The 15,048-nt window shown below is 51.3% G+C and carries 13 protein-coding genes; all 13 read left to right on the forward strand.

The genetic code is table 11. The features are described from left to right. Nucleotides 1-69 precede the first annotated feature (69 nt). The 13 genes from ABCW45_RS05155 (at nucleotide 70) to ABCW45_RS05215 (ending at nucleotide 15,030) form a co-directional block, all read left to right on the forward strand. A complete protein-coding gene (locus tag ABCW45_RS05155) occupies nucleotides 70-822 on the forward strand; it encodes an ABC transporter ATP-binding protein (protein ID WP_343220455.1) in 753 nt (250 codons plus the stop codon). Further along, nucleotides 806-1,990 carry an ABC transporter permease gene (locus ABCW45_RS05160; protein ID WP_343220429.1) on the forward strand — a complete coding sequence of 395 codons (1,185 nt, stop codon included), beginning with the start codon at nucleotides 806-808 and terminating at the stop codon, nucleotides 1,988-1,990. The genes ABCW45_RS05155 and ABCW45_RS05160 overlap by 17 nt, the downstream gene beginning before the upstream one ends. Before the next feature lie 186 nt (nucleotides 1,991-2,176). Next, nucleotides 2,177-3,448, forward strand: coding sequence for an N-acetylmuramoyl-L-alanine amidase family protein (locus tag ABCW45_RS05165; protein ID WP_117551703.1), 1,272 nt, complete (start codon nucleotides 2,177-2,179; stop codon nucleotides 3,446-3,448). An 88-nt stretch (nucleotides 3,449-3,536) separates the two neighbouring features. Further along, complete coding sequence (locus tag ABCW45_RS05170; RefSeq protein ID WP_343220430.1) at nucleotides 3,537-4,589, forward strand: N-acetylmuramoyl-L-alanine amidase family protein; 1,053 nt, start codon at nucleotides 3,537-3,539, stop codon at nucleotides 4,587-4,589. 215 nt (nucleotides 4,590-4,804) lie between these two features. Further along, nucleotides 4,805-5,659 (forward strand): energy-coupling factor transporter ATPase, encoded by an 855-nt coding sequence (locus tag ABCW45_RS05175; RefSeq protein ID WP_015553378.1) that lies wholly within the window; start codon nucleotides 4,805-4,807, stop codon nucleotides 5,657-5,659. Between the two features lie 18 nt (nucleotides 5,660-5,677). Next, on the forward strand, nucleotides 5,678-6,670 hold the full coding sequence (locus tag ABCW45_RS05180; protein ID WP_343220431.1) for an energy-coupling factor transporter ATPase: 993 nt from the start codon (nucleotides 5,678-5,680) through the stop codon (nucleotides 6,668-6,670). After that, nucleotides 6,664-7,464 carry an energy-coupling factor transporter transmembrane component T family protein gene (locus ABCW45_RS05185; RefSeq protein ID WP_117551702.1) on the forward strand — a complete coding sequence of 267 codons (801 nt, stop codon included), beginning with the start codon at nucleotides 6,664-6,666 and terminating at the stop codon, nucleotides 7,462-7,464. Before ABCW45_RS05180 ends, ABCW45_RS05185 begins: the two co-directional genes overlap by 7 nt. Before the next feature lie 156 nt (nucleotides 7,465-7,620). Further along, a complete protein-coding gene (gene truA / locus ABCW45_RS05190) occupies nucleotides 7,621-8,655 on the forward strand; it encodes a tRNA pseudouridine(38-40) synthase TruA (RefSeq protein ID WP_343220432.1) in 1,035 nt (344 codons plus the stop codon). Next, the gene (locus tag ABCW45_RS05195; RefSeq protein ID WP_343220433.1) at nucleotides 8,652-10,067 is read left to right on the forward strand and encodes a sodium:solute symporter family protein; all 1,416 of its coding nucleotides are present in this window, start codon (nucleotides 8,652-8,654) and stop codon (nucleotides 10,065-10,067) included. Before truA ends, ABCW45_RS05195 begins: the two co-directional genes overlap by 4 nt. Further along, the gene (locus tag ABCW45_RS05200) at nucleotides 10,064-11,404 is read left to right on the forward strand and encodes a sensor histidine kinase (RefSeq protein WP_343220434.1); all 1,341 of its coding nucleotides are present in this window, start codon (nucleotides 10,064-10,066) and stop codon (nucleotides 11,402-11,404) included. Before ABCW45_RS05195 ends, ABCW45_RS05200 begins: the two co-directional genes overlap by 4 nt. After that, nucleotides 11,382-12,737, forward strand: a complete 1,356-nt coding sequence (locus ABCW45_RS05205; RefSeq protein WP_117471719.1) for a sigma-54-dependent transcriptional regulator — start codon at nucleotides 11,382-11,384, stop codon at nucleotides 12,735-12,737. Before ABCW45_RS05200 ends, ABCW45_RS05205 begins: the two co-directional genes overlap by 23 nt. A gap of 225 nt (nucleotides 12,738-12,962) precedes the next feature. Further along, on the forward strand, nucleotides 12,963-14,174 hold the full coding sequence (locus ABCW45_RS05210; protein ID WP_021905548.1) for an NRAMP family divalent metal transporter: 1,212 nt from the start codon (nucleotides 12,963-12,965) through the stop codon (nucleotides 14,172-14,174). Between the two features lie 94 nt (nucleotides 14,175-14,268). Then, entirely contained in the window at nucleotides 14,269-15,030 is a 762-nt protein-coding gene (locus ABCW45_RS05215) for a LamB/YcsF family protein (protein WP_343220435.1), read from the forward strand. Nucleotides 15,031-15,048: the final 18 nt, after the last annotated feature.

Raw genomic sequence — 15,048 nt, forward strand, 5'->3', positions numbered from 1 at the left:
TGTATGGAAAAGACTGAATTCTCAATACAAATAGATACCGCAGAGCAGAAAAAAATGTCTGAAGAGCCGATGAAACAGGAAGAGGCAGTTTCAAAAGTTCATGAGAAGTTGGAAAAGCAGGAACCTCTGATAGAGCTGCGCAATATCTACAAGATCTACTACATGGGCGACGAGGAAGTCCACGCCAACGACGGCATCAGCCTTTCCATCAACAAAGGCGAGTTCGTCGCCATCGTCGGCAAATCCGGAAGCGGAAAATCAACCCTGATGAACATCATCGGAGCCCTGGATGTCCCGACGGAGGGCGAATATTTCCTCGGCGGCGAGGACGTGGCGGATATGTCCGACAACGAGCTGGCGGAGATCAGAAACCGCATGATCGGCTTTATCTTCCAGCAGTATAACCTGCTTCCAAAGTTAAATCTCTTAGAGAACGTGGAACTCCCGCTCCTTTACGCCGGTTACGACAAGAAAGAACGGCGGGAGCGGGCCATGAATTCCTTAAAAAAGGTCGGTCTCGACGAAAAATGGAAGAATCTTCCGAACCAGCTCTCCGGCGGCCAGCAGCAGCGAGTCTCCATCGCGCGGGCTCTCGCAGGAGATCCGTCCCTGATCCTGGCGGATGAGCCCACGGGTGCCCTGGACTCCAGGACAGGCCGGGAGGTGCTGGACTTTTTAAAGAAACTCAATGAAGAAGGAAACACGATCGTCATGATCACCCACGACAGCTCCATCGCCCTGGAGGCGAAGCGGGTGGTGCGGATCCATGACGGAAAGATCAATTTCGACGGGGATGTGAAAGAGTATGCTGCAATCATTTAAAATGGCGTTAAAAAGTATCTGGGGCAACAAGTTGAGGTCCTTTCTGACGATGCTCGGCATCATCATTGGAGTCGCGTCGGTGATCATCCTGGTCAGCATCGTCAACGGCTACATGTCCTACATGGTGGAGAGCTTTTCTTCCATGGGCGTCAATCAGATCACGGTCCAGTACAAGGCGGTGGCCTCAAGAAGCATCGATGTGGACGAATTTTATGAGTTCTACGAGGAACATTCAGACCTCTACGAGAACATGTCCCCGAACGTTTCCGTCAGCGTCACGGTAAAACATGACTCTGACACCATGGATTCCACCAGTGTCGGCGGCTACAGTGAGGATTATCTCGCAATCAAGGACTACGAGATCGAGTATGGCAGAAATCTCCAGTACTCTGACATGGAGGCAAGGAGAAAAGTCGCGGTCATCGGCGCCTACGTGGCGGAGGAGCTCTACGGCGGCTCCCAGAACGCCGTGGGCGAGACGGTCAAGTTAAACGGTGACAGCTACACCATTGTAGGCGTTGTGGAACGGCAGACGGAGAGCAGCTCTGAGTTCGATGACGGATGTATGGATGACTTTGTGTGGATCCCGTATTCCAGAGCTGTGAAGATGGCGAGAAATGCTGTGATCAACAACCATATCTTCACATCGCGGGACATCAACGACACGGAAACATGTACGACAGAACTTAAAAATTTTCTCTATGAAAAGATGAAGAGCGAAAACCTCTACACGGTGACAGCAATGAGCTCCCTTCTCGATTCCTTAAATGAGCAGATTGCCATGATGAGCATGATGCTGGGCGGTATCGCGGGTATCTCCTTGTTAGTTGCAGGCGTCGGTGTCATGAACATCATGCTGGTGTCCGTGACAGAGAGAACCAGGGAGATCGGCATCAGGAAGGCCCTCGGCGCAAAGAAGAGCGTGATCATGTTGCAGTTCGTCATCGAGGCGCTGGTCACAAGCTCCATCGGCGGAATCATCGGAATCATGATCGGAGCCTTAGCAAGTACGGGAATCGGTGCCATCATGGGAATCGACGCGCCGCCAACCATGACAGCAGTTGTGATCTCGTTTAGCGTTTCTGTTGCCATCGGACTGATCTTTGGTTACATGCCGGCGAGCCGGGCGGCGAAGCTGAATCCGATCGACGCACTGAGGACAGACTAAAACTACACAGAAAATGACAGGATCAACGGTAAATATGGAAAATGGAAGAATAATAGGAAAATGCAGATTCTAAGCCTCAAACTGCCACGGATTTGCCGCTAAAAGACAGAATATCGTAAGTTGACGGGAGATATTGTCCAACCTTATAATATAGTTAAAGAAAGATACTTGAGGGGAGGCAATCCTATGGCAGAAAGAAAATGGAAAAAAATAAGTACATGGATGGCCGCATGGGTCATGGCGGTCGTGTTTGCGGTATCCGGGGCGCAGACAGCGTTTGCGGCGACCAGTTATGTGAATAGTGTCAGCATCACGCTGGATGTGACACCGACGGTGGGGGAATCCCTGCCGGATCTTGATGTGGGATACAATTCTGATAACTGCGAGGTATCGATCCCGAACAACGATAAATATGATATCGTATCCGCAAAGTGGTCTTCCACAAAGAACGACGTGAAGATCGGCGGAACCTACACCATGAAAGTTACTTTAAAGACTTTAAATGACTATAGGTTCAGCAGCAGCTCCTACACTTCCTCAAAGGTAAAGGTAAAGAACGGAACTTTTGTCAGCGCTTCGAGAACATCTTCCGACCGTCTGGTGGTTACCGTAAAGACAAAACCGGCAAAGGGCGATCTTGACGCGCCGGGCGAGGCATACTGGCAGACCACAAAGTCCGGAAGCTCCGATCTCGGACTCGCGAAGTGGGAGGCCGTTGAGGACGCGTCCTACGAGGTGTACCTCTACCGCGGCAGCAAGAACGTCTACAAGAGCGGCGAGATCCACACCAGCAGCTGTGATCTCTTTTCGTATATGAGCTCCAAGGGAACCTACACCTTTAAGGTGCGCGCGCTCCCGTCAAACGATGAGGTATCCAAGTACGCGTCAAAGAGCGACTGGACCATATCCGATGAGGTCTATATCGATGAGAATGACGCGGCGAGAGCGGCAAAGAAAAAGCCGTCAAGCGGCAACAACAGCAGCACAAATAATTCCGGAAATTCCCAGCAGGCCCCGTCAAATGTGAATGTGGTCGGCTGGATCCTCGACGGAAACCGCTGGTATTATCGTTACCCGGACGGAACTTATTTAAAGAACGGCTGGGGATTTATCGGAAATATCTGGTACTTATTTGACGCAAACGGAATGATGCTCACCGGCTGGCAGATGAAGAACGGCGTTTATTACTACATGAACGGTGACGGAAAGATGCAGACGGGCTGGCTTCTCTACAACAATACCTGGTATTATCTCTCCGAGAGCGGAGCTATGGTGACCGGCTGGATCACGCTGGGTGATAAGGCTTATTACCTCGGCGGCGACGGCGGAATGCTCACAGGATGGCAGAACATCGACGGACAGATCTACTACCTGTATCCGGATGGACATAAGGCGGTCAATGAAGTGATCGATACCTTCTATGTAGATCAGGACGGTATCTGGAGAAAACCGCAGTAAAGATCTGAACCTGCAGGGCATGCGGTTATGCGGTGAAAATCGTCGGAATATTTTCCAGCAGACTGAAAATACAGGAAAGGAGCACCTTATGAGACAGAAAACTTTTGGAAAATGGCTTGCGGCAGCAGGAATTCTGATGGCGATGACGATATGGATGGTTCTTCCTGCACTGGCTGCGCCGACGGTGAATTCTATAAGGATCACCTTTAAAGACAAGTATGAAGATCCCGGCGTGATCGAGGAGCCGGAGATCAGCTGCGGCAGCTACGGGATCGAGATCACATCCGTGGAGTGGAGCAAGGATGTAGAAAAATGGAATCCTGGAACGAAAGTGACGGCAACGCTGATTCTTTCCTCCAGCGGAAGAGAGTTCTCCTCCAGCTACGGTTCAAAGTCCTGCCAGATCTCCGGTGCGACGTTGAGTAAGGCAGTGAAAGTGGATGATGACCTGAAGGTCACAGTCACTTACTACCCGGTAGTCTGGCTGGAAACTCCGGATGAAGCCGGATGGAGCGCTTCGAATCATATGAAAGCGGTCTGGAAGAAAGTCGATTACGCGACGGGATATCAGATCCGCCTGTACCGGGATGACTATTATCTCCGGACCATCGATGCGACGGGAACCAGCAAGGACCTCTCCGAGTATATGGGAAGAGAGGGAAACTACTATTACGAGATCCGCGCGGTGGGAAAGACAACGAACGATGCGAAGTACCGCAAGAGCAGCGAGTATATCGTCTCCTCCGACCGCTACCTGGATGACCTGGGTGACACGGAGGGCAGCTGGAAGAATTACGCGGATGGAAAGAAATATGTGGACGAGAATGGTCAGATCGTGACCTCCCAGTGGTACCGGATCCTTGGAACCTGGTATTATTTCGACGAGAACGGATACATGGTGACGGGATGGAGACTGGTCAATAATAAGTGGTATTACCTCGAAAGTGACGGAAAGATGGTGACCGGCTGGAAGCAGGTTGGCGGTGTCTGGTACTACATGGATGCCGACGGAGCGATGGCAACAGGCTGGCGTCAGACTGCACCGGGACAGTGGTATTACCTGAACGCGAACGGAGCGATGGCAGCGTCCACTGTGATCGACGGATATACGTTGGATGTATCGGGGCTCTGGGTAAGTTAGAAAGGAATGATGGGCGGCATGTCATGGGAGAAATCCTGTGGCATGCCGTTTTCACATATCTGAAAAGGTAAGCTCCTGGAACCATGCGAAAACACTTGACTTACTATGAGATATCAACTAAAATTTAGAAACGTGTAAACATTTGTCGCGGCAGCCTGAAGGTGTATGCGGCGCCGCAGTCACTTGAAGTTTATGAAAAACGAGAAAGGATTTCTATGGGAATCATTAAAGCAGTGAACCTGATCTTTGACTATATCAGGCACGATGAAGAGGAAGACAAGGATGAGGTCAGCCATGCGTTAAAGGGCGTCTCTCTGGACATCAAGGAAGGCGATTTCGTAGCGATTTTAGGACACAACGGATCCGGAAAATCCACATTCGCGAAGCTGATGAACGGAATCCTGCTTCCAACGGATGGAACAGTCTATATTTCTAAAATGAGGACGGACGACGAGGAGCATCTTTGGGATGTACGAAAGACGGCGGGAATGGTATTCCAGAACCCGGATAACCAGATCATCGGAAACGTGGTGGAAGAGGACGTTGGATTCGGCCCGGAGAATATGGGAGTTCCGACGGAGGAAATCTGGGCGCGGGTCGACAAGAGCCTTGAGGCGGTGGGGATGACAGCATACAGACTTCAGTCTCCGAATAAGCTTTCCGGTGGACAGAAACAGCGCGTGGCCATCGCTGGCGTTATGGCGATGAAGCCCCGGTGTATCGTTCTGGACGAGCCGACAGCGATGTTAGACCCGAACGGACGCCGCGAGGTCATTAAAACGGTTCATGAACTGAACCGTCAGGAAGGGATCACGGTAGTTCTGATCACCCACTATATGGAAGAGGTCATTGACGCAGACCGCGTGGTCGTTATCGACGGTGGACATGTCGTGATGGACGGAACCCCGAAAGAGGTCTTTTCCAGAGTCAAGGAACTGAAAAAATACAGCCTCGATGTGCCCCAGGTAACGGAACTGGCAGATGAATTAAAGGAAGCCGGAATGGATCTTCCTTATGGAATTCTTTCCATCGACGAGCTTGTGGATGAACTTGTTCCGCTCTTAAAATAGTGGAGAAATGGTGGAAATATGGCAATCGAAATGAAACACTTGAATCATATATACGGGCAGGGAACGATCTTTGAGCAGTATGCCTTAAAGGATGTAAATCTTACGATCCATGATGGCGAGTTTATCGGCCTCATCGGTCATACCGGATCCGGAAAATCAACCCTGACCCAGCATTTAAACGGACTTTTAAAGGCAACGAGCGGAGATATCCTTTATAACGGAGAAAGTATTTATAAAGAGGGATATTCCATGAAAGAGCTCCGCAGCCATGTGGGGCTGGTTTTCCAGTATCCGGAGCACCAGCTGTTTGAGGTGGACGTATTCTCAGATGTCTGCTTTGGACCGAAGAATCTGGGACTCCCGAAGGAGGAGATCGAGAAGCGCGCGAAAGAGGCGCTGGACATGGTGGGACTCGATGAGAGCTTTTATAAGCAGTCTCCCTTCGACCTTTCCGGAGGTCAGAAACGCCGAGTGGCCATCGCAGGCGTTCTGGCGATGAAACCGGAGGTCCTGATCTTAGATGAGCCGACAGCCGGTCTCGACCCGAAAGGACGCGACGACATTTTAGGACTCGTACAAAAGCTCCATAACGAGCAGGGGTTGACGATCATTCTCGTCTCCCACAGCATGGAGGATGTGGCGCGATATGTGTCCCGTCTTGTGGTCATGAACCACGGCGAGAAGGTCTTCGACGGAACTCCGAAGGAGGTATTCCGCCATTATAAAGAGCTGGAAGCCATCGGCCTTGCGGCGCCGCAGATCACCTATGTGGTGCACAAGCTGATCGACAAGGGGATCCCGCTGGATCCGGATATCACGACGGTGGAAGAGGCGAAGAATGCAATCCTTAAGATCTGGCGCGAAAAGTATGGAAAAAGTTCCGGAAATGCAGCGCAGGTAAGCGCAGCCGGAGCGGATTCCGAGAACGCAGATCATGGGAACGCCACTGGAACAGCCTCTGAGAAGGCAGACAGCACAGAAAAGACAGCCGGGGAGGAAACGACATGTTAAGAGATATCACGCTTGGACAGTACTACCCGGTAGATTCCCTTCTTCACAGGCTGGATCCACGAACAAAACTCTTTGGAACGCTTGTATACATTGTAACACTATTTATTGCGGACAATATCTGGGCATACCTTGCGGCGACGATCTTTCTGATCGCGGCGATCAAGCTCTCCAATGTCCCGGTAAAATTCATGGTGCGGGGCTTAAAATCCATCGTGTTCCTGCTTCTCATCAGCGTCAGCTTCAACCTGTTCCTGACGCCGGGTACCCCGATCTTTAAGATCGGTTTCCTGCAGATGACCTGGGAAGGTCTCCGGTTTGCGGCATTTATGGCGATCCGTCTTGTTTACCTCGTTATGGGATCCACGATTCTGACGCTCACAACGACACCGAACCAGCTGACAGACGGTCTGGAAAAGAGCCTTGGCTTTTTAAAGAAGGTCGGTGTTCCGGTCCATGAGGTGTCCATGATGATGTCCATTGCGCTCCGCTTTATCCCGATCCTGATCGAGGAGACAGATAAGATCATGAAAGCGCAGATGGCGAGAGGCGCTGATTTCGAGAGCGGAAACCTGATCCAGAAGGCGAAATCCATGGTACCGCTTCTTGTACCACTTTTCGTATCCGCATTCCGCCGTGCCACGGACCTCGCGATGGCCATGGAGGCGAGATGCTACCGCGGCGGCGAGGGCAGAACAAAGATGAAACCGCTTAAGTACGCGAAGAGGGACCGTATGGTTTATGGGGCGTATCTGGTGTATTTTGCGGCGGCGATCGTGCTGAAGGTTTTGCTGTAGAAGATGATTAACTCCGGTTTCGATGAAAAGCAGCGCTAAAGCCCGGATATGACGGGGAACAGCACCGCGTGGAAAATGGTCGAAATCGGGAACTTGATATTCAGAGAAATAGAATTGCCCGGATTTTCCGGACAGCAGAAGGAAAACAATAAAGCTATGAGACGAATCAAACTGACGGTGGCCTACGACGGCACCGCATACAAGGGCTGGCAGCTCCAGCCCAATGGCGTTACCATAGAGGAGATGTTAAATAAGGCTCTTTCGGATCTTCTGAAAGAGCCTGTCTGCGTCATTGGGGCAAGCCGGACGGACTCCGGCGTCCATGCGCGCGGAAATGTGGCGGTCTTTGACACGGAGAGCCGGATCCCGGGAGATAAATTCTGTTATGCGGTAAACCGCGGACTCCCGGAGGATATCCGTGTGGTGGAATCCGAGGAAGTTCCCCTGGACTGGCATCCGAGAAAGCAGAACTGCGTAAAGACCTACGAGTATCAGATCTTAAACTGTAAGATCGAGATCCCGACAAGACGCCTCTACGCCCATTTCTGCTATTACCCGTTAAACGTGGAAAAGATGAATGAGGCGGCAAAATACCTCATTGGGGAACATGATTTCATCAGCTTCTGCGCCGCAAACCACCAGGCGGAGGAGACGGTCCGGACGATCTACGGGGCCGAGGTGAAAAAGAATGATGAGGACATCGTAACGATCCGCCTTTGCGGCAGCGGATTCCTCTACAACATGGTGCGGATCATCGCGGGAACCCTGTTAAAAGTCGGAACCGGTGAGTGGGAGCCGGAACATGTGAAAGAGGTACTGGAGGCAAGAAACCGCAAAGAGGCGGGACAGACTGCTCCGGCGAAGGGGCTGACACTTGTGGGAATCGAGTATGAGAGGGAGATCCCAAAGGAGATCGTTGGGAGAAATGAACATTGGGATGCTGTTCTGGACCAGACCAGCTTGGAATCCGACGGAGTTTCCCGCGTGCGGATCAGGTTCTCCGAACCCGAAGAACTCCCTCGCCTGATCCGCCGCATGGTGCATCAGGCATACCGGAATGGGGCGAAGGAAGTGTTTGTGACGATTCCGGATGGATATGAGGTGTCGGAGACGGAAAGCTATGGGTATTACCGACTCCGCAGGCTGGATGACGGCAGCTACGGAACGGAATATACGGGGAGGGCGCTATGAACCAGGTACTGATCCAACTGATCTATTTTGTGATCTATTCCGTTGTGTTCCTGGTCATCGGAAAGCTCTCCTTTTCGGAAAGCGATTCTCTCTCCAAGTTTTTCGTCGGTGAGAGAAAAAATGACGAAAAACGCCTGTTTTTCACATTTGTCGGAACCTGGGTCTCCGCGGCGACGATTCTGGGATTTACGGGAAACGTATACCACAGCGGACTCTCTGTCATCGCGTCATCGGTTATCCCGTGGTTTATCGGCGCGGGTCTCCTGTATCTGATGACGGACCGGCTATATGAGAATAATGTCCTGTCGATCCCACAGCTGATCGGAAAAAAGCATGATTCAAAATTTCTGCAGACAGCATCGGCCATTTTTATGATCTGCGGCTATATTTTCTATCTGATGATCCAGATCAAGGGATTTGGCATTGCGGTATCCAGCCTGCTGAATATCAATTACAAGGTAGCTGTCTTTCTTGTCTATCTTTTTATCCTCTATTCGAGCTTCGGCGGCTTTAACTCCGTCACGAAGTCGGACTGCCTCAATCTGATTATGCTCTCTGTGAGCATCGGGGTTCTGTATCTGGTTATCGTAAAAAACGTTCCGGGACACTGGTTTTTGACGGATCAGACGGTGCATGAACTCATAAAGAGCAAGGGCGTCTTCGAAAATCAGACAGCGGAGATTGGAATCTTCGTATATATCTCCATGTTCTTCGGCTGGGGAATGGGACTGGCGTCGAATCCCCAGTATATGGTCAGGATCCTGGCGGCGAAGGATAAAAAAACCGCAAAACATATGATCCTGCATGCACTGATATTCCTGTGCGTGCTGTACTTTGCACTGACCCAGATCGGTCTTGGACTGCGGATCCTCTTTCCGCAGCTGAAAAATTACTGCTCCGCGGATGACGTATTTATCTATGCAGTGGTCAATCTCATGAACACACCGTTCAGCGGTTTCTTCCTGATCAGCGTGATCGGCGCCTGTGTCTCAACGGCGAACTCCCAGCTTCACCTGATCGGCTGCATGCTGTCCTACGATGTGGCTGCCCAGATCACAAAAAAGAAGATGTCGGAGGAGCAGATCCTCATCCTGGCGCGGGTATTTATCTTCATAGGTGGCACGGCTGCACTGATCTTATCCGTAAATCCGCCGGAGGACATGCTGTCCTTCGGAGCGGACATCTGGGGATTATTCTCGGCGGCGCTTGCCCCTCTGATCTACGGTGGACTGTACTGGAAACGGAGAACGAAAGCCGGGGCGGTGGGAGCGTTCTTTACAGGACTTATCTGCTCTGTCCTGTTCTGGAAAATGGATCTCCAGATATACTGGGCATTTCCGGCAACACTGTGCGCAGCGGCGGTCTATGTTGTGATCCCGATGTTTGAGAAGAAGAGAGGGGCAGAAGAATGAGCGGAAAGAAAAAACAACTGTTTCGATCATGGTTCTGCAGGATCGAGCATGAGATCATGCTGCCGTTCGTCACGGTGGGAATTCTGGTGGTCTGTGCATTCTGTGCTATTTCGGTGTATAATGGATACACAGAAAAGCTTAAGGACAGAAAAGAGTACGCGAGGACCACGATCCGCGGCATGGAGGCGGATATTTACTATCTGCAGGGAAAACTGAGTGAGGAGGAGATCCGGCAGAAGTATAAGTTCTATCATGATCCGGCGGTGCGGATCATGGCTGCCGACGGTACGGTCATCACAGGGGACGAGGAGATCCCGGACGGGAACATGGAACTTCTGTACGCGGACAGTGGAAATTTCCTGGGGTGGCGTCTGGAATACTGGATGGATAAAAAGTCATTCGAGAACGCGATCCTGGAAGAACAGAATTACGTCATTGTGGGCGCTGTGGCCAGTCTCCTGATCATCGTCCAGGTCAGCGTGTTCCTCGCCTGGAGTCTCACAAAACCGATCCGCAGCATGGGCGCGGCGTGTAAAAAGCTCGATGAGAACAAGGACGGGTTCCGGGAGTACAGCTTTCCGGAGACAGCGAGAAAGGACGAGATCGGCCAGCTGGCGAGAACTTTTGAGAATCTTCTGAAAAACCTTGATAATTACACAAAAATGGAGTATACGAGCCGGATGTCATCGGCGCTGGCCCACGAGATCAAGAATCCGCTGGCCGGGATCCGTTCCGGGATACAGGTCCTGGGCGGACGGGCGGTGAAGGAGAATGAAAAGCTTCTCTGCGACAGCATGCTCCATGAGATCGACCGGGTGACCGGGCTGATCAATGACCTGTTTACACTGTCGGTGAAGAAGGAAAACCACAGACATGTCTTTCCGGCGGATGCGGTGCTGCGGGAGGTGGCATCCATCTACGCGAAGGAGTGCGAACAGCAGAATGTCGCGTTCAAGACAGACTGTGCGGCGTGTGAAGTGTTTGCCGATGAGAATGAAATGCGCCAGATGCTGTACAATCTTCTGACGAACAGCATGCGGGCGGTCAGCCGGGACGGCACGGGGAAGATCTGTCTCTCCGTGTCTTCCGACGGAGGCATGACTACATTCTGCGTCTCCGACAACGGAAAAGGAATGAATGAAGAGGAGCTGAAACGCGCAAGAGAACCGTTCTACACGAAGAGCATTAACGGCGTCGGGCTCGGTCTGGCGATCGTAAACCGGCTGATCGGGCAGAACCACGGCAAAATGGAAATGGAAAGCGCTCCGGGCTGCGGAACGACGGTGCGCCTGATTTTTGAAAGCAGGGATGAACATGAAAAAGATACTGATCGTTGATGACGAATTTCTGATCCGGTTTACGCTGGAGGAAGGACTGAAGGACCGGGGATACGAGACCCAGTCGGCGGAAACGGTGAAGGACGCTCTCGAGAAGATGAAAACGTTCCACCCGCAGGTGATCCTCCTGGATAACCGCCTGCAGGACAGCCTCGGGATCGACGAGATCTCCACGTTCCGTTCCGCCGATGAGGAGGTTCAGGTGATCCTGATGACGGCGTACGGCTCTGTCGCCCAGGCGGTGGAGGCGACGAAGCGCGGCGCTTACGACTATATTTTAAAGCCCTTTGATATTGACGAGATCGACCGGATCGCCAGCCGCTGCATTGGCCAGATGCAGGACCGGGAATCCCTGGAGTTCTTAAAGGGAAAAACGCAGGAATTTATCGGAGTCAGCGACGCTGCGATGCGGATCCGGCGCCACATCGAGCTTCTCGGAAAGAATTCCTCGGTGAATGTTCTGATCCGGGGCGAGACCGGAACAGGAAAAGAGGTTGCGGCATCCCTGATCCATGCCTGCAGCGACCGGCGGGACCACCTGATGGTCCGCATCAACTGCGGCGCAATTCCGGAACATCTGATGGAGAGCGAGCTCTTTGGCTATGAGCGGGGGGCCTTTGCGGGCGCGATGAAGACGAAGAAGGGCTTGATCGAGCTGGCAGCAGGCGGAACTGTGTTCTTGGATGAGATCGGGGAACTTCCCCTCTCCATGCAGACAAAGATCCTAACGTTCCTGGACCATAAGAAGTTCAAGCGTGTGGGTGGTCTGGAGGACATCGAAGTGGATGCCCGGGTGATCGCGGCGACAAACCGGAATCTGGAACATGCCGTAAAGCAGGGGGAATTCCGGGAAGATCTTTTCTACCGGATCAATGTTATGGAGCTTGTGATCCCGCCGTTGAGGGATCGGAGAGAGGATATTCCGGCGCTATGCGATTATTACCTGAAATATTATAACGGCATGTTTGGAAAGAATATCACCCATGTGGATCCTGATTTTATGCGGGAGCTGCTTTTGTATGACTGGAAAGGGAATGTTCGGGAACTGAAAAATATTTTCGAGCGCTGCTTCTTATTCTGTCAGGGGGACGTGCTTGAAAAACATGTGGAATTAAAGCGGGTAGACTGGAAAGATGATACCCGGACGGGAGAACCGTTTGCGTTAAAGGATCTTCGGAAAGGACCGATCAGTCTCGACCAGGAGGTTTCCATGCTGGAACAGATCTACATGGACCAGGCGCTGAAGCTCTGCGGAAACAACGTGACAAAAGCGGCGGCCCTTTTGGGGATCACGAGATTCTCCATGAAGAGAAGACTTGATAAGGAAGACTGAAATCTTACGGCCCGCACGGCAAGAGGGCATACCTGCTGAACAGTTGAAAACGTGCAAAAATTCACATCGTGCGAAATCGCTCACTGAAACTGAGCGGATTCGCACGATTTTTTTGAAAATTCCAAAAAGATTTTCCAAAACTGAAAAATATAGTTGAATATCACTAAAAAATCAGATAAAATCAAGGCATCAGTTGTAGAAAAGATACGAAAGGGGTACTCATTTATGGGGGAAAAGAAAAAACACAGCAACATGACGACCTTGATGGGAGCTGCATTCCTGATGGCGACATCCGCGATCGGACCGGGATTTCTGACACAGACTTCCACATTTACGGCTCAGTATAAAAGCGTTTTCGCGCTTGTGATCGTCTGTACGATCCTGCTGGATGTGACGACACAGTTAAATATCTGGTCGGTGATCGGTGTGTCCGGCATGCGCGGACAGGATATTGCAAATAAAGTCCTTCCGGGACTCGGGTATTTTATCGCATTCATGGTTGCGCTTGGCGGTCTGGCATTCAACATCGGAAATGTCGGAGGCGGCGCCCTGGGACTCAACGTATTGTTCGGAATACCGACGACGGTTGGAACCTTTATCGCGGGAATCATCGGAATCCTGATCTTCCTCTCCAAGGACGCGAAGGCCAGCATGGATAAGCTGACAAAATACCTTGGAAGTATCATGATCATCGTAGTTCTCTATGTGGCAATCAAATCCAAACCTCCGGTAGGGGATGCTGTGAGCAGTATTTTCCACCCGGGCGATGTGGGTGCCCTTGTCCTTCCGCTCATCACGCTTCTCGGAGGAAGCTGCGGCGGATATATCACATTCTCCGGTGCGCACCGTCTTCTTGACGCCGGATATTCCGGAAAGAAAGATCTTCCGCATGTACGCCAGTCTGTTTTAATGGGTGTCAGCGTTTCCGGAATCATGAGGATCCTGCTGTTCCTTGCGGTTCTCGGTGTCGTGACAGCAAACCCGGATGTGACACTCGACGCTTCAAATCCGGCAGCAGACGCGTTCCGTCTCGGAGCTGGCGTGATCGGATATAAGATCTTTGGTCTTGTCCTTTTCTTCGCCGCTACAACATCCGTCATCGGCGCGGCTTATACATCGGTTTCATTTTTAAAGACTCTTCATCCGTTTATCATGAAGAACGAAAAATGGTTTGTGATCGGATTTATCACAGCATCCACACTGATCATGGCGGTTCTCGGAAAGCCGGCAGCACTCCTTGTACTTGCGGGTGCGTTAAACGGACTGATCCTTCCGCTGACACTCTTAACGATCCTTCTCGCGAGCAGAAACAAGAAGATTGTCGGCGAGGATTACAAGCATCCGACGATCCTCATCGTTTTAGGTGTATGCGTGGTACTGCTTACAGGATTCTCCGGGATCAAAGCTCTTCCGGGAATCTTAAAGATGTTCGGATAAGGCTAATTATGTATTGAGATTGTGATGCAAGTCGTTTAAAATAGTAGATAGGAAATTTAGAAAATACCGGCAGGGAAAGCAAGGAGGAAATCTTATGTACCGTGTTGATTTAAACAGTGACCTTGGAGAAAGCTTTGGAAATTATACGATCGGAATGGATGAGGAGATCTTAAAGTACGTCTCCTCCGCAAACGTGGCCTGTGGCTGGCACGCAGGTGACGCGATGGTGATGGAAAAGACAGTTGCTCTGGCGAAAGAGTTCGGAACAGCCGTCGGCGCACACCCGGGATTCCCGGATCTTGTGGGCTTCGGCCGCCGCAATATGGCAGTGACACCGGAGGAGGCAAAAGCTTATGTCCGCTACCAGCTCGGCGCGCTCATGGCGTTCTGTACCGCTCACGGAGTAAAGATCCAGCATGTAAAACCGCACGGCGCTCTTTATAATATGGCAGCCGTTGACGAGAAGTTAGCCATCGCCATGTGTGAGGCAGTTTACGAGGTGGATCAGGATATTATCTTTATGGGACTTGCAGGCTCCAAGATGATCACGGCAGCAGAAAAAGTCGGACTCCGCGCTGCAAGCGAGGTATTCGCGGACCGCGCCTATAATGATGATGGAACTCTCGTATCAAGAAAGCTTCCGGGCGCTGTGATCAAGGATAAAGATCTCGCGATCAAGCGTGTGATCCGCATGGTAAAAGAAGGAAAAGTCGAGTCCATCAACGGAAATGATATCGCGATCAAGGCAGACTCCATCTGCGTTCACGGAGATAACCCAAAGGCACTTGAGTTTGTAAAGAATATCCGCGAGACACTGATCGCGGAAGGTGTCGAGATCAGAAATTTAAGTTTATAGGGAAAATAGTGCAGCTGT

The organism is Pilosibacter fragilis (assembly GCF_032490495.1).
Classification (GTDB): domain Bacteria; phylum Bacillota; class Clostridia; order Lachnospirales; family Lachnospiraceae; genus Pilosibacter; species Pilosibacter fragilis.

Coding starts and splice junctions, on each gene's coding strand:
- ABCW45_RS05155 (WP_343220455.1), top strand. CDS start 70: ATGAAACAGGAAGAGGCAGTTTCAAAAGTTCATGAGAAGTTGGAAAAG.
- ABCW45_RS05160 (WP_343220429.1), top strand. CDS start 806: ATGCTGCAATCATTTAAAATGGCGTTAAAAAGTATCTGGGGCAACAAG.
- ABCW45_RS05165 (WP_117551703.1), top strand. CDS start 2,177: ATGGCAGAAAGAAAATGGAAAAAAATAAGTACATGGATGGCCGCATGG.
- ABCW45_RS05170 (WP_343220430.1), top strand. CDS start 3,537: ATGAGACAGAAAACTTTTGGAAAATGGCTTGCGGCAGCAGGAATTCTG.
- ABCW45_RS05175 (WP_015553378.1), top strand. CDS start 4,805: ATGGGAATCATTAAAGCAGTGAACCTGATCTTTGACTATATCAGGCAC.
- ABCW45_RS05180 (WP_343220431.1), top strand. CDS start 5,678: ATGGCAATCGAAATGAAACACTTGAATCATATATACGGGCAGGGAACG.
- ABCW45_RS05185 (WP_117551702.1), top strand. CDS start 6,664: ATGTTAAGAGATATCACGCTTGGACAGTACTACCCGGTAGATTCCCTT.
- truA (WP_343220432.1), top strand. CDS start 7,621: ATGAGACGAATCAAACTGACGGTGGCCTACGACGGCACCGCATACAAG.
- ABCW45_RS05195 (WP_343220433.1), top strand. CDS start 8,652: ATGAACCAGGTACTGATCCAACTGATCTATTTTGTGATCTATTCCGTT.
- ABCW45_RS05200 (WP_343220434.1), top strand. CDS start 10,064: ATGAGCGGAAAGAAAAAACAACTGTTTCGATCATGGTTCTGCAGGATC.
- ABCW45_RS05205 (WP_117471719.1), top strand. CDS start 11,382: ATGAAAAAGATACTGATCGTTGATGACGAATTTCTGATCCGGTTTACG.
- ABCW45_RS05210 (WP_021905548.1), top strand. CDS start 12,963: ATGGGGGAAAAGAAAAAACACAGCAACATGACGACCTTGATGGGAGCT.
- ABCW45_RS05215 (WP_343220435.1), top strand. CDS start 14,269: ATGTACCGTGTTGATTTAAACAGTGACCTTGGAGAAAGCTTTGGAAAT.